This window comes from Escherichia sp. AM3 (genome assembly GCF_032029835.1).
GTDB classification, from domain to species: Bacteria; Pseudomonadota; Gammaproteobacteria; order Enterobacterales; family Enterobacteriaceae; genus Escherichia; species Escherichia coli.
Genome location: NZ_JAVUPQ010000072.1, coordinates 1 through 20,513, shown reverse-complemented (window position 1 = coordinate 20,513; position 20,513 = coordinate 1). Strand labels below are relative to the sequence as shown.

At 49.8% G+C, this 20,513-nt stretch carries 17 protein-coding genes and 8 pseudogenes; 11 read left to right on the top strand and 14 right to left on the bottom strand.

Annotated elements, in window-relative coordinates; all coding sequences use genetic code 11:
* Positions 1-92: 92 nt before the first annotated feature.
* The 4 genes from yafO to lafU all read right to left on the bottom strand — a co-directional run bounded on the left by yafO (position 93) and on the right by lafU (position 2,750).
* Entirely contained in the window at positions 93-491 is a 399-nt protein-coding gene (yafO, locus tag RTW80_RS19545; protein WP_001263493.1) for a type II toxin-antitoxin system mRNA interferase toxin YafO, read from the bottom strand.
* Between the two features lie 2 nt (positions 492-493).
* Positions 494-787 carry a type I toxin-antitoxin system antitoxin YafN gene (gene yafN, locus RTW80_RS19540; RefSeq protein ID WP_000554757.1) on the bottom strand — a complete coding sequence of 98 codons (294 nt, stop codon included), beginning with the start codon at positions 785-787 and terminating at the stop codon, positions 494-496.
* A 51-nt stretch (positions 788-838) separates the two neighbouring features.
* Positions 839-1,894, bottom strand: a complete 1,056-nt coding sequence (gene dinB / locus RTW80_RS19535; RefSeq protein ID WP_001226164.1) for a DNA polymerase IV — start codon at positions 1,892-1,894, stop codon at positions 839-841.
* A gap of 70 nt (positions 1,895-1,964) precedes the next feature.
* Positions 1,965-2,750, bottom strand: a complete 786-nt coding sequence (gene lafU / locus RTW80_RS19530) for a putative lateral flagellar export/assembly protein LafU (protein WP_072132640.1) — start codon at positions 2,748-2,750, stop codon at positions 1,965-1,967.
* Here lafU and RTW80_RS19525 point away from each other — a divergent pair.
* Positions 2,716-4,431: pseudogene (locus RTW80_RS19525) on the top strand (flagellar biosynthesis protein FlhA); the annotation flags it as partial. The gene lafU and the pseudogene RTW80_RS19525 overlap by 35 nt on opposite strands.
* 215 nt (positions 4,432-4,646) lie before the next feature.
* Here the strand turns inward: RTW80_RS19525 and rayT are convergent.
* Together rayT and RTW80_RS19515 are read right to left on the bottom strand one after the other, a co-directional pair.
* Positions 4,647-5,144, bottom strand: a complete 498-nt coding sequence (gene rayT, locus RTW80_RS19520; RefSeq protein WP_000006261.1) for an REP-associated tyrosine transposase RayT — start codon at positions 5,142-5,144, stop codon at positions 4,647-4,649.
* Positions 5,145-5,319: 175 nt separating this feature from the next.
* On the bottom strand, positions 5,320-6,069 hold the full coding sequence (locus RTW80_RS19515) for a C40 family peptidase (protein WP_001301253.1): 750 nt from the start codon (positions 6,067-6,069) through the stop codon (positions 5,320-5,322).
* Between the two features lie 209 nt (positions 6,070-6,278).
* On the opposite strand from RTW80_RS19515, the gene dinJ reads away from it, so the two are divergent.
* The 3 genes from dinJ to dpaA all read left to right on the top strand — a co-directional run bounded on the left by dinJ (position 6,279) and on the right by dpaA (position 7,716).
* On the top strand, positions 6,279-6,539 hold the full coding sequence (dinJ, locus tag RTW80_RS19510; RefSeq protein WP_000729704.1) for a type II toxin-antitoxin system antitoxin DinJ: 261 nt from the start codon (positions 6,279-6,281) through the stop codon (positions 6,537-6,539).
* 2 nt (positions 6,540-6,541) lie between these two features.
* Positions 6,542-6,820 (top strand): type II toxin-antitoxin system mRNA interferase toxin YafQ, encoded by a 279-nt coding sequence (gene yafQ, locus RTW80_RS19505; protein WP_000615979.1) that lies wholly within the window; start codon positions 6,542-6,544, stop codon positions 6,818-6,820.
* Positions 6,821-6,975: 155 nt separating this feature from the next.
* Complete coding sequence (gene dpaA, locus RTW80_RS19500) at positions 6,976-7,716, top strand: peptidoglycan meso-diaminopimelic acid protein amidase (RefSeq protein ID WP_001225679.1); 741 nt, start codon at positions 6,976-6,978, stop codon at positions 7,714-7,716.
* On the opposite strand, the gene RTW80_RS19495 is transcribed toward dpaA, so the two are convergent.
* Positions 7,687-8,454, bottom strand: a complete 768-nt coding sequence (locus RTW80_RS19495) for a class II glutamine amidotransferase (protein WP_000333379.1) — start codon at positions 8,452-8,454, stop codon at positions 7,687-7,689. The two genes, dpaA and RTW80_RS19495, sit on opposite strands and share 30 nt — an antisense overlap.
* Before the next feature lie 205 nt (positions 8,455-8,659).
* Positions 8,660-9,238, bottom strand: a complete 579-nt coding sequence (gene lpcA / locus RTW80_RS19490; RefSeq protein ID WP_000284050.1) for a D-sedoheptulose 7-phosphate isomerase — start codon at positions 9,236-9,238, stop codon at positions 8,660-8,662.
* 239 nt (positions 9,239-9,477) lie between these two features.
* Here lpcA and fadE point away from each other — a divergent pair, with 239 nt between their 5' ends.
* Entirely contained in the window at positions 9,478-11,922 is a 2,445-nt protein-coding gene (fadE, locus tag RTW80_RS19485) for an acyl-CoA dehydrogenase FadE (protein WP_063119152.1), read from the top strand.
* Positions 11,923-11,964: 42 nt separating this feature from the next.
* On the opposite strand, the gene ivy is transcribed toward fadE, so the two are convergent.
* The gene (gene ivy, locus RTW80_RS19480) at positions 11,965-12,411 is read right to left on the bottom strand and encodes an Ivy family C-type lysozyme inhibitor (RefSeq protein WP_001308392.1); all 447 of its coding nucleotides are present in this window, start codon (positions 12,409-12,411) and stop codon (positions 11,965-11,967) included.
* Between the two features lie 180 nt (positions 12,412-12,591).
* Between ivy and yafV the strand changes: the two genes are divergently transcribed.
* On the top strand, positions 12,592-13,362 hold the full coding sequence (gene yafV / locus RTW80_RS19475; RefSeq protein ID WP_001741226.1) for a 2-oxoglutaramate amidase: 771 nt from the start codon (positions 12,592-12,594) through the stop codon (positions 13,360-13,362).
* A 50-nt stretch (positions 13,363-13,412) separates the two neighbouring features.
* On the opposite strand, the pseudogene RTW80_RS19470 reads toward yafV, so the two are convergent.
* From RTW80_RS19470 to RTW80_RS19455, 4 genes and pseudogenes are all read right to left on the bottom strand, one after another.
* Positions 13,413-13,787: pseudogene (locus RTW80_RS19470) on the bottom strand (ISAs1 family transposase); the annotation flags it as partial.
* Between the two features lie 45 nt (positions 13,788-13,832).
* Positions 13,833-14,969, bottom strand: a pseudogene (locus tag RTW80_RS19465) (ISAs1 family transposase).
* A 745-nt stretch (positions 14,970-15,714) separates the two neighbouring features.
* Positions 15,715-16,224 carry a sel1 repeat family protein gene (locus RTW80_RS19460; protein WP_001419315.1) on the bottom strand — a complete coding sequence of 170 codons (510 nt, stop codon included), beginning with the start codon at positions 16,222-16,224 and terminating at the stop codon, positions 15,715-15,717.
* 68 nt (positions 16,225-16,292) lie between these two features.
* Positions 16,293-17,696 (bottom strand): annotated as a pseudogene (locus tag RTW80_RS19455) (RHS repeat-associated core domain-containing protein); the annotation flags it as partial.
* Positions 17,697-17,887: 191 nt separating this feature from the next.
* On the opposite strand from RTW80_RS19455, the pseudogene RTW80_RS19450 reads away from it, so the two are divergent.
* The 5 genes and pseudogenes from RTW80_RS19450 to RTW80_RS19430 all read left to right on the top strand — a co-directional run.
* A pseudogene (locus RTW80_RS19450) lies at positions 17,888-18,175 on the top strand (type VI secretion system domain-containing protein); the annotation flags it as partial.
* Positions 18,155-18,754, top strand: a pseudogene (locus RTW80_RS19445) (ImcF-related family protein); the annotation flags it as partial. The pseudogenes RTW80_RS19450 and RTW80_RS19445, both read left to right, overlap by 21 nt.
* Positions 18,720-19,298, top strand: a pseudogene (locus RTW80_RS19440) (VasL domain-containing protein); the annotation flags it as partial. The pseudogenes RTW80_RS19445 and RTW80_RS19440, both read left to right, overlap by 35 nt.
* Before the next feature lie 23 nt (positions 19,299-19,321).
* Positions 19,322-19,804, top strand: coding sequence for an Hcp family type VI secretion system effector (locus RTW80_RS19435; protein WP_001284199.1), 483 nt, complete (start codon positions 19,322-19,324; stop codon positions 19,802-19,804).
* A 43-nt stretch (positions 19,805-19,847) separates the two neighbouring features.
* Positions 19,848-20,438 (top strand): annotated as a pseudogene (locus tag RTW80_RS19430) (hypothetical protein); the annotation flags it as partial.
* Positions 20,439-20,454: 16 nt separating this feature from the next.
* Here RTW80_RS19430 and RTW80_RS31535 read toward each other — a convergent pair.
* Positions 20,455-20,511: an IS1 family transposase gene (locus tag RTW80_RS31535; protein WP_003032489.1), complete on the bottom strand. Its 57-nt coding sequence runs from the start codon at positions 20,509-20,511 to the stop codon at positions 20,455-20,457.
* Between the last annotated feature and the right edge of the window lie 2 nt (positions 20,512-20,513).

The following is a 20,513-nucleotide window of genomic DNA, read 5'->3' as shown; positions in this document are numbered from 1 at the left end:
TGATAGAAACAGAAGCCACTGGAGCACCTCAAAAACACCATCATACACTAAATCAGTAAGTTGGCAGCATCACCGTTATTCATAATATAAATTCAAAAACGCATGCGAAACGCTTCTGCCATTTTCCCAATTTTATGCATTTGGTTGTTATCTCGAGCCTGTTTATGAGGTTCAGGTTTCAGAATGGCAATGAGCAACCATGCTTGCTCATCAAACGCACCCTGACAATATACCAAATGCGCTTCGTCATTCGTTCTGCTGAATTGGCGCAACTGTGGCGGAAATGGATTATTCACATTTGCCAGATGAATATGAGCAACTCGCTCAAATTTGATTAATGGCCAGGTAAACGAGTCGTCGTAGAGTGCATCGCGACCAAATATATCTGGCAAAACACCGTCACGCTTATAGGAAATAAAATCCGCCGTTAACGCATCAAGTTCCTCTGCTGTAAGTTGCAGGCGAATAAGTTTTGTTTTGAATACCCGCATCCTTATTCCTTAAAGTCATTGAAATCATCATCCGTCATATCATTAAGATATTTTTCAGCTCGGCGTGTAATTTCCTCTAATCTTGCAGCACTTGGACGGAAGCGCGCCTTTATGGGCTTTTTCTCCTCTTGTTCAGCAAGCATGTCCATTAACGCTTCGAATGCGCTGGCACTTAAGAGATATCCTGCGGGGCGATTATTAGAAAGAACCGCAACCGGTTGATCAATAAAGTATTTAGCTGGGTTTTTACGTAACTCAGTAATATTGACCGATTTTTCAGCGAGAATTCGATGCATGCAGTGATCCCCTCATAATAATGCACACCAGAATAGACATAATAGTATACATCATAATCCCAGCACCAGTTGTCTTTCCATTTGCGGATCAAGCAACGTCACATGCAGCCCCACCAGTCGCACACCGCGCCCGCCGCGGCGTTCATCCCAGGTTTTACGCGCGGTGGCGATTAAGTCAGCTTTATTCAGCCGCGGCCAGACGTGCTCCTGAGTGGTTTGCTGAAAATCGTCGAACTTTAATTTCACCCCCTGGCGGGCAATCAGTAAATCAGGTTTTACCTTTGCCAGACGGCGTTCAAGTTCCGGATACAGCCGCTCGATAATCGCTTCACATTCAGACCAGTGGTGGATATCTTCCGCCATCGTGCGTTCCACGCCGACGGATTTTCGCAACCGTTCGCTGTTAACGTCGCGCTCGTCAATCCCCTGACTACGCTCCCACAAAATGCGGCCAAATTTGCCAAAGCGTTTAAGCAGCATCACCAGATCACACTTTTGTACATCACCGCAGGTTCGTAGCCCCATCGCTTCCAGTTTTGCCGCCGAGACTTTGCCGACGCCGGGGATTTTTGCCAGTGGTAAGGTTTGTAAAAATGCCGGAACTTCTGCCGGCGTAATCACAAACTGGCCGTTGGGTTTATTCATGTCGGAGGCGATTTTGGCGAGAAACTTTACGGGTGCCACGCCCGCAGACGCCGTCAGTTGCAGCTCGTTGAAAATCGTCTGGCGGATTTCCTGGGCGATGAGGGTCGCAGAACCGTGGCAATGGACGCTATCGGTGACGTCGAGATAAGCCTCATCCAGTGACAACGGTTCAATACGCGAGGTGTAGCGCGAGAAGATTTCGCGGATATGATTTGAGGCTTCTTTGTAGGCGTCAAAGCGCCCCGGAAGCAAGGTGAGATGCGGGCATAATTTGAGCGCCATCCCTGTCGGCATAGCGCTACGTACGCCAAATTTACGCGCGGGATAATTGGCGGTGCTGATCACCCCCCGACGTTCGCGGCTGCCGCCAATAGCAATAGGGATATCGCGCAGGGCGGGATTGTCGCGCATCTCCACTGCGGCGAAAAAGCAGTCCATATCCACATGAATGATTTTACGCATTACTCACCTCTCAACACTGGTAAAGTATACAGTGATTTCAGGGTTTGAGAAATGCGTAAAGATTCAGCATTTAGCGCGTTCGCTGCGAAAGCACCTGCTGCTTATCCAGCTTTTGCACCAGCGGCTGCACCACTTTATCCCCATGCTGACCAAAGTATTGATACAGCGTATCGGACGCACTTTTGGTCAGCACCATAATCTCGATGCGCCGATTACCCGCACTTTGCGGATTCTTCGCGTTCAGCAGCATCTGGTCCGCCATTGCGCTTACCTGCATCACTTTATCTTCCGGCATTCCGGCCTCTTCCAGCACCCGACGAGCCGAAAGCGCGCGGTCACCCGAAAGGTTCCAGTTGTTGTAGATATTGTTTTTGTAGGCCATCGCATCGGTATGCCCGGTAATAATAATTTTGTTATCGAGCGAGTCGAACACTGGCGCGAGCTCCACCAGCAGCGTTTTAAAGAACGGCATAATCTGCGCGCTGCCGCGTTCGAACATATTGCGATTCTGGTCATCTTTAATCAGCACGCGCAATCCCTGGGGAACAATCTCCATCTCCAGATTCGCTTCCATATGCGCATCACGGGCAATTGTGTTGATACTGGTTGCCAGCTCGCCAAGCTCGGTGGCGGATTTCTTCTTCAGCAGCGCCGTTTTCTCGTTGACGTCGCGCGCTTTTTTCTCCGTCTCTTCCGGCACCGCCACGGTGGCAGGTTTTGGCGGATGAGACGGGCTGATTTTATTTAACGGCGACAGCCCACCACCGTTAAAAATCGACTGCCCGTGCAGCGCGGCGATAATGCTTTCACGCTCGGATTTACTGACGCTGTTGACAATCAACTTTATTGTCGTCACCAAAGGGGCCGAGCGTATTTCCGAGGTTTCTGCCCGCTTTACCTTAGACGCGATGCCCGGCAAACAGATGGCGATTGACGCCGATCTTAACGCCGGATTGATCAACCAGGCGCAGGCGCAAACCCGGCGTAAAGATGTTGCCAGCGAGGCCGATTTCTACGGCGCGATGGACGGGGCATCGAAGTTTGTGCGCGGGGACGCCATCGCCGGGATGATGATTCTGGCGATCAACCTGATCGGCGGCGTCTGTATCGGGATCTTCAAATACAACCTGAGCGCCGATGCTGCCTTCCAGCAGTATGTGCTGATGACCATCGGCGACGGCCTGGTGGCGCAGATCCCTTCCCTGCTGCTCTCCACGGCGGCGATTATCGTCACCCGCGTCAGCGACAACGGCGATATCGCCCATGACGTGCGCCACCAGCTGCTGGCAAGCCCGTCGGTGCTCTACACCGCTACCGGGATTATGTTTGTGCTGGCGATGGTGCCGGGAATGCCGCATCTGCCGTTTTTGCTGTTCAGCGCCCTGCTTGGCTTTACCGGCTGGCGGATGAGCAAACGCCCGCAGGCGGCGGAAGCGGAAGAGAAAAGTCTCGAAACGCTGACCCGCACCATCACCGAAACCAGCGAGCAACAGGTCAGTTGGGAAACCATTCCGCTGATCGAGCCCATCAGCTTAAGCCTCGGCTACAAGCTGGTGGCGCTGGTGGACAAAGCCCAGGGCAACCCGCTCACCCAGCGTATTCGCGGCGTGCGACAGGTGATTTCTGACGGCAACGGCGTGCTGCTGCCGGAGATCCGCATTCGGGAAAACTTCCGCCTTAAGCCCAGCCAGTACGCTATTTTCATCAACGGCATTAAGGCTGATGAAGCGGATATTCCGGCGGATAAACTGATGGCCCTGCCCTCCAGCGAAACCTACGGCGAGATTGACGGCGTGCTGGGGAACGACCCGGCGTATGGGATGCCGGTCACCTGGATCCAGCCTGCGCAGAAGGCGAAGGCGCTGAATATGGGGTATCAGGTGATCGACAGCGCCAGCGTGATTGCTACCCATGTGAACAAGATTGTGCGCAGCTATATTCCTGATTTGTTTAACTATGATGATATTACGCAGTTGCATAACCGTTTGGCGTCGATGGCACCGCGCCTGGCGGAAGATTTAAGCGCGGCGCTCAATTACAGCCAGTTGCTGAAAGTGTACCGGGCGCTGCTGACCGAAGGCGTTTCCCTGCGCGATATCGTCACCATCGCCACCGTGCTGGTCGCCAGTAGCGCGGTGACCAAAGATCATATTCTGCTGGCAGCTGATGTGCGCCTGGCGCTGCGGCGCAGCATTACCCATCCGTTCGTTCGCAAGCAGGAGCTGACGGTGTATACGCTGAATAATGAACTGGAAAATCTGCTGACCAATGTGGTGAATCAGGCGCAACAGGGCGGGAAAGTGATGCTTGACAGCGTGCCAGTGGACCCGAATATGCTCAACCAGTTCCAGAGCACGATGCCACAGGTGAAAGAGCAGATGAAAGCGGCGGGGAAAGACCCGGTGCTGCTGGTGCCACCGCAGCTGCGCCCTTTGCTGGCGCGTTATGCAAGGTTGTTTGCGCCGGGGCTGCATGTGCTGTCGTATAACGAAGTGCCGGATGAGCTGGAGTTGAAGATTATGGGGGCGTTGATGTAGGCATGATAAGACGCGTCAGCGTCGCATCAGGCATCGGTGCATAACCGCCGGATGCGGCGTGAACGCCTTATCCGGCCTACCGTTCAGGCGCAGGTTTGTAGGCATGATAAGATGTGCCAGCGTCGCATCAGGCATCCGCGCACAATTGCCGGATGCGGCACAAGTTTGTAGGCACGATAAGACGCGCCAGCGTCGCATCAGGCATCTGCGCATAATTATAAAATGATACGCTCGCCAGCATTTATATCCGTTACGTCCCCCGCCCAATCGATGGGATATAACCCTCGCTCGACATCGCGATGGAACGTTGAGAATGGCCAATCACTCACTTGCTTTACCCAACCATGCTTTACTGGATTTATATAAATATAATCAACATGATGCCTATAATCTTTGGTATTGCGGATGGTGTGCTCCCAAAAACGTGGTTGCCAGATATTTTTCAATCCACAAGCATGGGTAAATTGCTTTTTAATTTCCCGCCAGCGAGAGGAAAAATCATCATCGCCTTCAGGTAATGTCCATATGCAATGCATATGCTCTGGCAAAACGACCCAGGCGTTGATTTCAAAAGGCCTGTCTCGCTTAACTTTAATAATGGCGTTACGGAGCATCTGGTACTGGGTGGTCAAGAGTTGGCTTCGACGATTGCGTAAATTCACCGTGAAAAACCAGGTTCCCCCCTTGATGTAATAACGACGATATTCAGACATGGCGACTCCTTTTTCTCAACGGTAAGAAGAAAAGGAAAGGTCGGCAATGAGGTGATGGAATAACAGGAAAGCGGCTCGCAAAAACGCACAGATTTGTAGGCATGATAAGACGCGTCAGCGTCGCATCAGGCATCTGCGCACCACCGCCGGATGCGGCGTAAACGCCTTATCCGTCCTACAAAATCGTCTCTTCCGTCAATATCCGCCGCGCGCCCAAAAAATGATCCTGCCAGAAAGGTTCAGCTAACCGACTTACCCGAATGGTTTCCCCGGTGCGCGGTGACTCAATAAACTGACCGTCGCCCAGATACACCCCCATATGGTCGGCAATCTCGCGGCTGTGGATATGGAAAAACAGCAAATCTCCCCGGCGCAGGTCGTTGTTCGCCACAATCGTTGCCCGGCGATAGTGATACATCTCATTGGCCGTACGTGGGAGCTTCGCCTCGAGGATCTTGTTGTAGGCATAAAAAACTAACCCGCTACAGTCGAAGCCTTGATCGGGCCGCGTGCCGCCCCAGACGTAAGGCTTGCCAAGTTGCTGTTCCAGGCGGTGAATCGCCACTTCGGTGATGTTATGCAGATGGTCGCTGCTTAAGAAATGATTATTCTCCACCAGCGCCTGCCAGCGTCTGTCACTCGCCTTGAGCGGTGCAGGAAACCATTCTGGATGCTGTTTTATCTGTTCGCGGTTGTGCTGGCGTAGCGCCCTTCTGCTTTCGGCATTGCCTTCCACAATATAGCTGGCCTGTTTTTTCAGATGGGTTTGGTACTGTTTTAATAAACGCGCACGGTTTTGCATCCGCTGGCGGGCGGCGTAGCTGAAAGAGATATGTGATGTGGTGGCGCTGGCAAATGAAGAAAACGGCAAGCAAAGCAACAGTAATCCCGACAACACAAAAGAGGGAATCGACGGCAAGGACATTCTCAATAATGGCTGGTCATGCATTGATGTTGCAGTGTATCCCGGCCCGTACCAGAACAAACTTAATAAACCATTATTATAAAATTAATAAATATATTTCAGTTAATTATGTAAAAACATCCGTTTATTAAATTACTCATGGATTGTCGCTGTTGCTCATTTGAGCTACAATTCAAGCTGAATAAATATACAGCACAGGAGATACCCCAATGGCTGCTAACGCGTTTGTTCGCGCCCGAATCGATGAAGATCTGAAGAATCAGGCGGCGGACGTACTGGCCGGGATGGGGCTGACCATCTCTGACCTGGTTCGCATAACCCTCACAAAAGTCGCGCGTGAAAAGGCATTGCCGTTTGATTTACGCGAGCCTAATCAATTAACCATTCAATCAATTAAAAACAGCGAAGCTGGCGTTGATGTTCATAAGGCCAAAGACGCCGATGATTTATTTGATAAATTAGGAATTTAAATATGATTCAAAGGGATATTGAATACTCGGGACAATTTTCAAAGGATGTAAAACTTGCACAAAAGCGTCATAAGGATATGAATAAATTGAAATATCTTATGACGCTTCTTATCAATAATACTTTACCGCTTCCAGCTGTTTATAAAGACCACCCGCTGCAAGGTTCATGGAAAGGTTATCGCGATGCTCATGTCGAACCGGACTGGATCCTGATTTACAAACTTACCGATAAACTTTTACGATTTGAGAGAACTGGAACTCACGCGGCGCTATTTGGGTAAAGCCCGCTTCCGATGAAATTTGTAAACCCTGCGCCGACAGGCTTGCGTAAAACTCTTTTGGTGATAATGTGAGCCTTCCAAATCCAGACTATTCCGATTTGGGATCCATTTTGCCGTCCTGGCGTGTGTAACCGTTTTATCAAGGAATAAGCAGTATGCGTAAAATCGCATTAATTCTTGCGATGTTGTTGATCCCGTGCGTTTCGTTTGCCGGTTTGCTGGGCAGCAGTAGCTCGACCACGCCAGTGAGCAAAGAGTATAAGCAGCAGTTGATGGGATCCCCTGTCTACATCCAGATCTTCAAGGAAGAACGTACGCTCGATCTCTACGTCAAAATGGGCGAGCAATATCAACTGCTCGACAGCTATAAAATCTGTAAATATTCCGGCGGCTTAGGGCCAAAACAGCGTCAGGGCGATTTCAAAAGCCCGGAAGGGTTTTATAGCGTCCAGCGTAATCAGTTAAAACCAGACAGCCGTTACTACAAAGCGATTAATATTGGTTTCCCCAATGCCTATGACCGTGCGCATGGTTATGAAGGGAAATATCTGATGATCCACGGCGATTGTGTTTCCATCGGCTGCTACGCGATGACCAATCAGGGTATTGATGAGATCTTCCAGTTCGTTACTGGTGCGCTGGTGTTTGGTCAGCCGAGCGTGCAGGTGAGTATTTACCCATTCCGCATGACCGACGCCAATATGAAGCGCCATAAATATTCCAACTTTAAGGACTTCTGGGAGCAGCTGAAGCCGGGCTACGACTACTTTGAGCAAACCCGTAAGCCACCGACCGTTTCTGTGGTCAATGGCCGTTACGTGGTCAGCAAGCCGTTAAGCCACGAAGTGGTGCAGCCACAACTGGCATCAAACTACACGCTCCCCGAGGCAAAATAAGCGCCATTCGCCTGGCATAATTTTTTGCCAGGTTTCATTGCCCGTCAGCGGCTGTGTCGCAATCACCGTGACCACATCATTCGGTGTGGTCTGCGAGCTGAAGTCGATTTCCACATCCTGATCCAGCAACGTTGCCACGCCAAACGGCGCGCGGCGGGTGATCCAGTGTAAATTAGTCGAGCAATACGCCATTACATAGCGACCGTCCGAAAGCAGCATGTTGAAAACGCCCTTCGCCCGCAGTTCATCCGCCAGTGAGGCGATATATTTAAACACTGCCGCCATGTTGCCCGGCGTGCGCGGGTAACGCTGCGTTAATTTATGCAGGAGCCAGCAAAAGGCTTTTTCGCTGTCGGTTTCACCGACCGGGCGGAAGTTGCCGGTTTCCAGTGATTTGTAGCCCGTCAGTTGCCCGTTATGGGCATAAGTCCAGTTACGCCCCCATAACTCGCGGGTAAACGGGTGAGTATTTTCCAGCGCCACCTCGCCCCGATTAGCCTGGCGAATATGAGCCACCACCGAACAGGATTTTATCGGGTAGTCCTGGACAAGTTTGGCGATGGGGGAATTAAAGCTGGGTTGTGGATCTTTAAATGTGCGACAGCCTTTACCTTCGTAAAAGGTAATGCCCCAGCCATCTTTATGTGGCCCGGTTCCACCACCACGCTGTACAAGCCCGGTGAAACTAAAGCAGATATCGGTAGGGACGTTGGCGCTCATCCCGAGCAATTCGCACATGGGTAACCTCCACAACAGCGGGAGCGCATGGCCCCCGGCGAAGATTGATTTAAGAATTTTCAGGTCGGATGCGGCGTGAACGCATTATTCGGCCTACGGTTCGCGTACAGATTTGTAGGCATGATAAGACGCGTCAGCGTCGCATCAGGCATCAGCGCACAAATGCCGGATGCGGCGTAAACGTCTTATCCGGCCTACGCCAGACTTACTTAACCATCTCTTTTTCAATCAACTGGATCAGGATATGGATCACTTTAATGTGAATCTCCTGAATGCGGTCGGCATAACCAAAGTGCGGTACGCGAATTTCGATATCCGCCGTGCCAGCCATTTTGCCGCCGTCTTTACCGGTCAGGGTGATCACTTTCATCCCCTTCTCACGCGCCGCTGCGATCGCTTTGATCACGTTTGCAGAGTTACCGGAGGTGGAGATCCCCAGCAGTACATCGCCTTCGCGACCTACCGCTTCAACGTAGCGGGAGAAAATATCATTGAAACCGAAATCATTACCGACGCAGGAAATATGACTAACGTCAGAAATAGCAATCGCCGGGTAGCCCGGACGGTTTTCACGGTAGCGACCGGTCAACTCTTCGGCAAAGTGCATAGCGTCGCAATGGGAACCGCCGTTGCCGCAGGAAAGCACTTTGCCACCGGCTTTAAAGCTGTCTGCTAACAGGACCGCCGCGCGCTGAATGGCGTGAATATTGGCGTCATCTTTTAAAAAGTTAGCCAGCGTTTCCGCCGCTTCGTTCAGTTCGTTACGAATAAGATCCTGGTACATGAGGATATCCTTCAGCATAAATGTAATAGACAAAATGCAGTGTACCGGATACCGCCAAAAGCGAGAAGTACGGGCAGGTGCTATGACCAGGACTTTTTGACCTGAAGTGCGGATAAAAACAGCAACAATGTGAGCTTTGTTGTAATTATATTGTAAACACATTGCTAAATGTTTTTACATCCACTACAACCATATCATCACAAGTGGTCAGACCTCCTACAAGTAAGGGGCTTTTCGTTATGATGATTTTGAGTATTCTCGCTACGGTTGTCCTGCTCGGCGCGTTGTTCTATCACCGCGTGAGCTTATTTATCAGCAGTCTGATTTTGCTCGCCTGGACAGCCGCCCTCGGCGTTGCTGGTCTGTGGTCGGCGTGGGTACTGGTGCCTCTGGCCATTATCCTCGTGCCATTTAACTTTGCGCCTATGCGTAAGTCGATGATTTCCGCGCCGGTATTTCGCGGTTTCCGTAAGGTGATGCCGCCGATGTCGCGCACTGAGAAAGAAGCGATTGATGCGGGCACCACCTGGTGGGAGGGCGACTTGTTCCAGGGCAAGCCGGACTGGAAAAAGCTGCATAACTATCCGCAGCCGCGCCTGACCGCCGAAGAGCAAGCGTTTCTCGACGGCCCGGTAGAAGAAGCCTGCCGGATGGCGAATGATTTCCAGATCACCCATGAGCTGGCGGATCTGCCGCCGGAGTTGTGGGCGTACCTTAAAGAGCATCGTTTCTTCGCGATGATCATCAAAAAAGAGTACGGCGGGCTGGAGTTCTCGGCTTATGCCCAGTCTCGCGTGCTGCAAAAACTCTCCGGCGTGAGCGGGATCCTGGCGATTACCGTCGGCGTGCCAAACTCATTAGGCCCGGGCGAACTGTTGCAACATTACGGCACTGACGAGCAGAAAGATCACTATCTGCCGCGTCTGGCGCGTGGTCAGGAGATCCCCTGCTTTGCACTGACCAGCCCGGAAGCGGGTTCCGATGCGGGCGCGATTCCGGACACCGGGATTGTCTGCATGGGCGAATGGCAGGGCCAGCAGGTGCTGGGGATGCGTCTGACCTGGAACAAACGCTACATTACGCTGGCACCGATTGCGACCGTGCTTGGGCTGGCGTTTAAACTCTCCGACCCGGAAAAATTACTCGGCGGTGCAGAAGATTTAGGCATTACCTGTGCGCTGATCCCAACCACCACGCCGGGCGTGGAAATTGGTCGTCGCCACTTCCCGCTGAACGTACCGTTCCAGAACGGACCGACGCGCGGTAAAGATGTCTTCGTGCCGATCGATTACATCATCGGCGGGCCGAAAATGGCCGGGCAAGGCTGGCGGATGCTGGTGGAGTGCCTCTCGGTAGGCCGCGGCATCACCCTGCCTTCCAACTCAACCGGCGGCGTGAAATCGGTAGCGCTGGCAACCGGCGCGTATGCTCACATTCGCCGTCAGTTCAAAATCTCTATTGGTAAGATGGAAGGGATTGAAGAGCCGCTGGCGCGTATTGCCGGTAATGCCTACGTGATGGATGCTGCGGCATCGCTGATTACCTACGGCATTATGTTCGGCGAAAAACCTGCCGTGCTGTCGGCTATCGTTAAGTATCACTGTACCCACCGCGGGCAGCAGTCGATTATTGATGCGATGGATATTACCGGCGGTAAAGGCATTATGCTCGGGCAAAGCAACTTCCTGGCGCGTGCTTACCAGGGCGCACCGATTGCCATCACCGTTGAAGGGGCTAACATTCTGACCCGCAGCATGATGATCTTCGGACAAGGAGCGATTCGTTGCCATCCGTACGTGCTGGAAGAGATGGAAGCGGCGAAGAACAATGACGTCAACGCGTTCGATAAACTGTTGTTCAAACATATCGGTCACGTCGGTAGCAACAAAGTTCGCAGCTTCTGGCTGGGCCTGACGCGCGGTTTAACCAGCAGCACGCCAACCGGCGATGCCACTAAACGCTACTATCAGCACCTGAACCGCCTGAGCGCCAACCTCGCCCTGCTTTCTGATGTCTCGATGGCTGTGCTGGGCGGCAGCCTGAAACGTCGCGAGCGCATCTCGGCCCGTCTGGGGGATATTTTAAGCCAGCTCTACCTCGCCTCTGCCGTGCTGAAGCGTTATGACGACGAAGGCCGTAATGAAGCCGACCTGCCGCTGGTGCACTGGGGCGTACAAGATGCGCTGTATCAGGCTGAACAGGCGATGGATGATTTACTGCAAAACTTCCCGAACCGCGTGGTTGCCGGGCTGCTGAATGTGGTGATCTTCCCGACCGGACGTCATTATCTGGCACCTTCTGACAAGCTGGATCATAAAGTGGCGAAGATTTTACAAGTGCCGAACGCCACCCGTTCCCGCATTGGTCGCGGTCAGTACCTGACGCCGAGCGAGCATAATCCGGTTGGCTTGCTGGAAGAGGCGCTGGTGGATGTGATTGCCGCCGACCCAATTCATCAGCGGATCTGTAAAGAGCTGGGTAAAAACCTGCCGTTTACCCGTCTGGATGAACTGGCGCACAACGCGCTGGTGAAGGGGCTGATTGATAAAGATGAAGCCGCTATTCTGGTGAAAGCTGAAGAAAGCCGTCTGCGCAGTATTAACGTTGATGACTTTGATCCGGAAGAGCTGGCGACGAAGCCGGTAAAGTTGCCGGAGAAAGTGCGGAAAGTTGAAGCCGCGTAAATGAATAACGGAGCCGAAAGGCTCCGTTTCTTTATCCGCTAATTATTTAAAATTAAAGCCATCCGGATGGTTTTCCAGGCTGCCGGTCAACGCCGCGAACAACACCGTTTTACCATCAATCGAAAGCGCATCGTTCACATTCAGCCAGGTGAGTTTCTCTTGCGACGTTTTCTCATCAATAGTCGAGAACAGCCCCGTCATCTGATTAGATTTCTCGGACCACATCACAGCGATACGTTGCGAGCCACAGTCATGCGGTTTGCACGCGCTCATCACCTGATACGTCTCATCTCCCAACGTTACGGTTTGTGCGGGAGTATAAGTACCGCCTTTCATCACCCAGGCAGGCAGCTTATGCCCTTGTACCATCTGATTAAATGCAGCTTTGGTGGTTTCGCCCTTTGCAAGGCTGCTAATGGTTAAATCATCCTGCGCCATTGCACTGGTGGCGATGACCAGAGCGGCGACTGTCGTTATTGCCTTAAACATCATTCCTCCCGAGCTTATCCTGCCCATGTTATTAACCTCCTAAAGCCTGGCGATAACACGATAATTTGCAAATCAGATATTTCCAATATCAGCATTTGTTATCAATTTATTCTGCGCTAAGGCAACTGCCTGATAAGGTGTTAAAGTTATAAAACCCTTCGCATAAAGGAGTTGTACACCGTGCCTGGTTTGAAGATTACGCTTTTGCAGCAACCACTGGTGTGGATGGATGGTCCTGCCAACCTGCGTCATTTTGATCGTCAACTGGAAGGTATTACCGGGCGCGATGTGATCGTTCTACCGGAGATGTTTACCAGCGGCTTTGCCATGGAAGCGGCAGCTTCGTCGCTAGCACAAGATGACGTAGTGAACTGGATGACAGCTAAGGCGCAGCAGTGCAATGCGCTGATTGCAGGCAGTGTTGCATTACAAACGGAGTCTGGTTCGGTTAACCGCTTTTTGCTGGTTGAGCCGGGCGGCACGGTACATTTTTATGATAAGCGTCATCTGTTCCGCATGGCAGATGAGCATCTACATTATAAATCGGGCAATGCGCGAGTGATTGTGGAATGGCGCGGCTGGCGTATTTTGCCGCTGGTGTGCTACGACTTACGTTTTCCTGTGTGGTCGCGCAATCTCAACGATTATGACCTCGCCCTGTACGTCGCCAACTGGCCTGCTCCGCGCTCTCTGCACTGGCAGGCATTGCTGACGGCCCGCGCGATTGAGAATCAGGCGTATGTGGCGGGATGCAATCGCGTCGGCAGCGATGGCAACGGCTGCCATTATCGCGGTGACAGCCGGGTGATTAATCCACAAGGCGAGATTATCGCTACTGCCGACGCGCATCAGGCAACGCGCATTGATGCGGAGCTGTCGATGATGGCATTGCGGGAATATAGAGAAAAGTTTCCGGCATGGCAGGATGCGGATGAGTTTAGGTTGCGGTGAGTGGGGGTTGTGTTTAGGGCTGGGGAGAGTCGGGGAAGACTACGAAAGCCCGCTCTCCTGCGACCACTTTTATCATAGGAGTGTGGAAGTGCTTTTCCATCAATCGCGATGACGTCTTTGTCATTTGATGAATGGCAGTCACGCATCCAGTTAATAAAGCACTCGTGAAATTTTGCAGGACTGATACAGGATACAACTCTGGCAATGGTATCGTGAACAGGAATACCATTTTCAAAATCACCATATTGCTTCAAAAAATCGAGATGTGTTTCCCCAAAATCCTCTATATCTTCCCAACCTTCTGCACCAGAAATAACGGCACAAATAGTCAACAGTAGAATATCCGATAATTTATGTTCCACATTCCAGGCTTTTCTGTAATCGGGGATAACAGAAATATGTTCCATCAATTTTTTAAGTTCCATTTTGTTCTCCTTAATTATGTAAGGAGTATTTGATCCAAGGCAAGATTACGAAAGCCCGCTCCCCGCAAGGACTGACGCCAGATAGTTTCTGTCCATGGCTGCTTTTCGCATCTTACGTCTTAACCCTGCCTTGAATACCTTATCATTCGTCAAAATATTAATAGCAATGTGCCGTATCCCTGAAAATAATTCCGCTGCATTTCCTCTTCTTATTCTGCAGTCGTCTTCATTCATTACCACGTCCAGGCGCCAGTGCAGCTTATTTTCCACGTGCCAGTGGTTTCGGATTGCTGTGGCGAACTTCTCTGCAGTTAAATCAGCAGAGCTGGTATAATATCTGACCGTCATTTCGGGTTCTTTCTTTTGTTCTGCTATTATGGACCGAAAGGAGACTGCCACGCATAATTTCTTCAGCCCTTTCCATTCAAACGTGAAATCAATAAGTTCATCAGGGACATCGCAAACAATATGAAGACGGATTTCTTCTCTGCCGTGACTCTTTTCACTGATTGCGTAACTGTCATGCTCTGGATTATTTAATTCTTTCAGCGGAAATTTTTCCTCAAAGGCTTTATTTAGCCGCCCCTGGTTTCCTTTTACCGCGAATAAATAATCACCTCCCTGTTTTTGTATCTTCTCTGCAATATCTTTCTGGCAACCCATCGCATCAGTTGTGATTATTTTTCCTTTAATATCCAGTATGTTAAGAAGTTCAGGGGGAGCTGTAATCTCATTAGATTTCTCATCCGTCTTGATCTGTCCGATGACCAGACTGTGCATTGTTGAGAACGCACTAATGACATGAATCGCTCCCCTGCGGCGACTCTTGTCATAAGAGTGCCGGAGCGTTTTTCCATCAATTGCAATGACGTCTTTATCATCTGAAGAATGGCAGTCACGCATCCAGTTAATAAAGCACTCGTGAAATTTTGCAGGACTGATACAGGATACAACTCTGGCAATGGTATCGTGAACAGGAATACCATTTTCAAAATCACCATATTGCTTCAAAAAATCGAGATGTGTTTCCCCAAAATCCTCTATATCTTCCTAACCTTCTGCACCAGAAATAACGGCACTAATAATCAACAGTAGAATATCTGACAATTTATGTTCCACTTTCCAGGCTTGTCTGTAATCGGGAATAACAGAAATATGTTCCATCAATTTTTTAAGTTCCATTTTGTTCTCCTTATTTATGCAAGGAGTATTTGATCATATGTAAGCTGTGAAAAACAGTTTTAGATAATAAGGAATATCTCAATTATTGAACATTTAGTGCGAATTATTTAGTACAAAAAAGCGGCGTTAGGTGATCTTTCCCTGAGGTGAGGAGATATTAACATGGACAAAAACAAGAAACTTATGACAGAAGAAATATAAGGAATTATTATACAAGCTATTAAATCAACAATAAAAGATCTTTTAAAAAATAACAAAAAACAGAACACTATCAAAACATAAAAAGCAAACAAAAAATAATAAGCATGTTGATTGAATATTTTAAATACATGTTCTTTTACAATAAAAAAATGAATGGTTATCGAACAAGCCAGCAATAATAACCTTATTATTTTCATAAGCTCCATCCACTAAAATGCTGGAGATATAAAAAATGAACCAAACGGCTTCTTAGGCCCATACTTAGGTTTGGGGTGTAGAATCTTAGTCATAAGATCTATGCCGAGTCATGTGCTGGCCACATACTTAATGATACAAAAAGCTATATTTTCATCTTTTCTCTTGCGACTTTTGATGCATCTGCCAAGTACATCGTAATGATAACCGGCGACGAAGATGCCAGTTTTGGTTTCAACTTGCGCTTTGATGAGCTTGTTGCAGTCGTCGTAAACGTAATTTTGTGTGTAGGTGTTGTAGCGACTGGTAAAGTTTTTCTACTCTCCATTTTTCTGTTACCTGTTTAAAGCTACTTTTGTTCTTTCGTTAATTCTTCAATTAGTCGATCTGCATCAAGCGGCTGTTTACTCGCTTTGAGTTTATATGCCCATTGCAATGCTTCTTTTTTATTTCCCTGGTTTTTATAACAATTCACCAAGAACCATATTGCTGAACTGTCATTATTACTGGCAGCCAATTTAATTTTTTGTAACCATTCATTAGCTTCCTTGGTTTCACCTTGTTCTTGTAACTCTACATATAACCGATACTGAGCTGTCGCATGACCATTATTAGCCGCTATTTTTAACCACTGACTACTTTTTTCTTCATCATAATTGGACAACTTGTAGTACAAGAACAACCTAAAACCCGCCTCGCCATCGCCTCGTTTTGCCTGGTGTGATAAAGTATTTACTTCTTCTGGCTGCAAATAAAAGACGCTTACTGTTGATTTTGGTTCACCTTCACCTTCACCTTTTCTAGCAGAAAGCTCCGCCAATAATTTTTCCGCCTCATCAGAATGTTTTGAGTTATCCATAGCAGCCCTCACTCCAAAGTTATAAAGACATACCATGATAATCAACAAAAAAGTAAATACTTTCATTACTATTTGCTTCCTGTAGGTGTAAATTTATGAAAGTCCCCTGGTTGTTTCTCGTCTGGCACCAATTCAAACGCCCCGTTGTCCTTACCGCCTATTGTTATCCTAGCTGTTTGCCCCATAATAGCATAGTTTCCATCCGGCCAAATCCATATTATTTCATCAGGAGCAATCACTGTAGCATCAAGTTCGTTAGCTAGTTTCTGTGCAAATGAATTTTTGCCTTTTCCTGTTTCGCAGGAAAACAAGACTACAGGCATACCTTCATGATATTTAGGATTCGCTCTTATGTCGCTAGCTAATTGTTTTATTGTCAGATCACTTCCTTTTTTGATTCTGTCATCACTCATAGATGTAGGCGAACCATGACCTCCAACTGTAAAACCCGTTGGAAATTCCCTTACATTAAGAGAACCTTTATATATAGGATCTGACGGAGAATAATAATTCAAATCAAGTGCTAACCCCAACGGATCTATATGTTCAATAGGATTGAGTGGGTACTGATACAGGTTCCATCCCCCCTCCAGCCCTATCGGGTCCTGGGTGATATATCTCCCCTGCAACGGATCATAGTACCGGTTGCGGTTGTAGTACAGCCCCGACTCCTCATCATACTGCTGTCCCGGCAGACGGAGTGACTGCTGAAGGTGCTGCGCGCTTTCCTCGCCCAGCAGGTTTCCCCACTCGTCATACTCCCCCTGCCACGCCGTTTCCCCTTCCGGGCTGATAAGCGCCAGCGGCAGCCCACGGTGGTCACAGTGGTAAAGATGAAGTTTCCTCTCCGGGATGTATTCCGCCTCCAGTTGCGCCGCCATCTGTTCCGCCGTCAACCCACACTGTGCAAGCCACTGCTGGCTTTCTTCACTCACGCTGCCCTGCCGCAGCTCCCGCTCCAGCCTTCCCAGCATCACCGCCAGCTCCGCCGGTAGCGTCACCCTCGTGTCCTCCTGCAACACCTCCGCCAGGCTCCGGTGCCGCGCCTTCGCCTGTTCGCCATTCTCTGTTTCGATTCTCAGGAGCGGCGTGAAGCTTCCCGGCTGGTATACCGTCTGGATTCTTGTCTGTTGGGTCTGTACAGTGGTCAGCCTGTCACCGTCCCACCCGTACCAGGTCTCCTCCGGTTTACGCGACAGCGACATCCACCCCGTCAGGTCACGCTCCCGCCGCCATACCCGTTTTCCCGTCCGGCGGTCCAGCGGGTCATAGAGGTACCGGCTCTCCACCTGTGGTTCGCCGTGCTGTATCCGCGTGTAGAACACCAGACGGTGCTGGCTGTCGTAATGGTAGTGGTGGGTCCGCTCGTCGTGCATCCGTATCACCCCTTCCGGGATGCGGTCCGTCTTCTCCGCCAGCCTGCCGTATTCATCGTGGCGGTAGACATAGTGCGCATCTTCCGCGATGCGGTTAATGGTGTGCCACCATCCGCCCGGCGTGCTCCGCATCATAAGTAAACCCGCGAACCTGCGTCCCGCTGCGGTCATACACCGCCCGCAGTTCTCCGCTGGCCGTGTACGTGTAGCGCGCCAGCGGCGCAGTCGGCTGTTCATCCGGGTATGCCGGGTCGTGTGTCAGCCACACCGCCTCCAGCCGGATACCGTTACCCCAGCTTACCGGGCTGCTGTTTAATGACCACACACCGTTTATCAGTGAGCAGACGAAACAATGGCTGGCAGCTTCGCCCGACGCCAAAGTTGCACCGGTTGCGCAAATCGGTGAGGAATCGAAGGCAGCCAGAGCCTGTTTTGCTGAGCAGGGTCTGGAGGCGGCGCTGCGATATCTGGACATGCTACCCGAAGGCGATCCCCGCGATCAGTTTCACCGCCAGTACCTTGCCGCACAGTTGACGGAAGAGGCGGGGCTGGTACAGCTTGCGCAGCAGCAGTACCTGCCCTCGCTGTTTAACGGGCTGGTCAAAGCGATGAACGCCGCGCCGCCGGAGAGTGAAGAAAAACTCGCGGTGCTGCGCGTAATGCGAATGCTGGAGGACAAAAGCGGACGTAACAATGAGGTGGTGAAGCAGTATATGGCAAAACGCTGGAGCGAAAAATTCCACGGCCAGCGCGATATCCAGGCACAACTGATGTCCCATCTTGACTACGCGCTGGCTCATACTGACTGGCATGCAGAGCGTCAGGCGGGCGACGGTGACGCCATCAGCCGCTGGACGCCATATGACAAGCCCGTGGTATCAGCACAGAAAGAACTGAGCAAACTGCCTGTCTACCAGCGGGTTTACCAGAGCCTGAAAACGCGGGCGCTGGGCGTTCTTCCTGCCGACCTCAATCTGCGTGACCAGGTAGGGCCAACCTTTGACCAGGTGTTTACATCTGCCGATGACAACAAACTGGTTGTTCCACAGTTTCTTACCCGTTACGGCCTGCAAAGCTATTTTGTAAAACAGCGCGATGAACTGGTTGAACTGACGGCGATGGATTCCTGGGTATCCGGTGCAGCAGCAACTGTTACAGGTTAACGACACCGCTCAGGGCGCAGCAACGGTGTGGATGGCCTCACCTGAACTCGAAAACTATGAGCGCAGGCTGCAACAACTTCTTGATACCTCCCCGGTACAGCCGCTGGAAACCGGGATGCAGATGATGCGTGTTGCCGACAGTCGCTGGCCGGAAAGCCTGCAACAGCAACAGGCCTCGACACAATGGAATGAGGCACTCAAAACCCGCGCACAGAGTAGCCCGCAGTTGCGTGGCTGGTTGCAGACCCGCCAGGACTTACATGCTTTTGCAGATCTAGTGATGCAGCGCGAGAAAGAGGGACTAACCCTTTCCTATATCAAAAATGTCATCTGGCAGGCGGAGCGGGGACTGGGGCAGGAAACACCCGTTGAGTCTCTGTTGACGCAGTACCATGATGCCCGTGCGCAGAAGCAGAATACAGATGCGCTGGAAAAACAAATTAATGAGCGACTCGAAGGCGTGTTAAGCCGCTGGCTGCTGCTGAAGAATAACGTCATGCCAGAGGCGGCAACCGGTACCACGGCCGAAAAATAATTATTTAATTAAAGGAGATTATCATGGCAAATATAAGTTATTTATCTTTGAGTGGAGAGACACAAGGGCTAATTTCAGCAGGTTGCTCAACGCTTGATTCTGTCGGAAACAAAGCGCAGCCAGAACATAAAGATCAGATCATGGTTTATGCGTTAATGCATTCCATCTCAAGAAGTCAAAATGTCAATCATCATGAATTAATTATCACCAAACCGGTTGATAAATCCTCACCATTGCTGGCAAAAGCACTTAGTGACAATGAAAAAATGGCAATATGTGAATTTATACTCTACCGAACCAGTAAAGCGGGTATTTACCAGCCTTATTATAAAATAAATCTGTCAAAAGCCCGAATATCAAGTATTGATTTTGTCACACCGCATGCTGTCCTGGAAAAAGAACTGGAACCACAGGAGAGAATTGCCTTTATTTATGAAGATATTTCCTGGGAGCATACGTTAGCCGGTACGAATGCAATGAGTAAATGGCAGGATCGTGTACAGTAACTTACTGTAATAACATAATAAATTACTATTGCGGAGAGATAAAATGGCTGGTTTAAGGAATAACAACAACACACAGAATGCACAGTGGGCTGATTATGTGGGTGACATTCTTCGGGGGGCTCAGCCGATAAACCAGCTAGTACCTCAGCACCCTTATCTTAACGACGTCCCACTCATTGATGAGTTAAGGCATCAGAACACTCATCATGTTATTCTCTTGACACTTGATGTTGCAAAAAAAATACTCAGCCCAATAACATCATTTGATTACATTCATTTTATCACTACACATCCTTCAGGTATAAAAGATACACTCGCCTGGTTAGTTAACGCGGGTAAATTAATGACTGAGTTTGATGACAATGGGAAAATTATATTTAACCTTAATGCCTTAAAGTATACAAAAGCAAGTTACTTTGAAATACTTGGAGAGAAATATATAAAAATCACAACATCCAGCCCCTGGCTTTTAGAAAAGCTCGGTAAATATATTTTCTCTTCACGAGCGCCTCAAGTTCTGGAACTCGCTATTGGCTGGCGAGGAGCTTTATCTGAATCAATAAAAGGAGTTAAGTTCTGTATCTGGTTTTCAGTAGCCTGGAGAACCATAGAATTTATTATGAGTTCAGAGCGAGGGTAATGACTCCAACTTATTGATAGTGTTTTATGTTCAGATAATGCCCGATGACTTTGTCATGCAGCTCCACCG

Coding starts and splice junctions, on each gene's coding strand:
- yafO (WP_001263493.1), bottom strand. CDS start 491: ATGCGGGTATTCAAAACAAAACTTATTCGCCTGCAACTTACAGCAGAG.
- yafN (WP_000554757.1), bottom strand. CDS start 787: ATGCATCGAATTCTCGCTGAAAAATCGGTCAATATTACTGAGTTACGT.
- dinB (WP_001226164.1), bottom strand. CDS start 1,894: ATGCGTAAAATCATTCATGTGGATATGGACTGCTTTTTCGCCGCAGTG.
- rayT (WP_000006261.1), bottom strand. CDS start 5,144: ATGTCTGAATATCGTCGTTATTACATCAAGGGGGGAACCTGGTTTTTC.
- RTW80_RS19515 (WP_001301253.1), bottom strand. CDS start 6,069: ATGTCCTTGCCGTCGATTCCCTCTTTTGTGTTGTCGGGATTACTGTTG.
- dinJ (WP_000729704.1), top strand. CDS start 6,279: ATGGCTGCTAACGCGTTTGTTCGCGCCCGAATCGATGAAGATCTGAAG.
- yafQ (WP_000615979.1), top strand. CDS start 6,542: ATGATTCAAAGGGATATTGAATACTCGGGACAATTTTCAAAGGATGTA.
- dpaA (WP_001225679.1), top strand. CDS start 6,976: ATGCGTAAAATCGCATTAATTCTTGCGATGTTGTTGATCCCGTGCGTT.
- RTW80_RS19495 (WP_000333379.1), bottom strand. CDS start 8,454: ATGTGCGAATTGCTCGGGATGAGCGCCAACGTCCCTACCGATATCTGC.
- lpcA (WP_000284050.1), bottom strand. CDS start 9,238: ATGTACCAGGATCTTATTCGTAACGAACTGAACGAAGCGGCGGAAACG.
- fadE (WP_063119152.1), top strand. CDS start 9,478: ATGATGATTTTGAGTATTCTCGCTACGGTTGTCCTGCTCGGCGCGTTG.
- ivy (WP_001308392.1), bottom strand. CDS start 12,411: ATGTTTAAGGCAATAACGACAGTCGCCGCTCTGGTCATCGCCACCAGT.
- RTW80_RS19460 (WP_001419315.1), bottom strand. CDS start 16,224: ATGGATAACTCAAAACATTCTGATGAGGCGGAAAAATTATTGGCGGAG.
- RTW80_RS19435 (WP_001284199.1), top strand. CDS start 19,322: ATGGCAAATATAAGTTATTTATCTTTGAGTGGAGAGACACAAGGGCTA.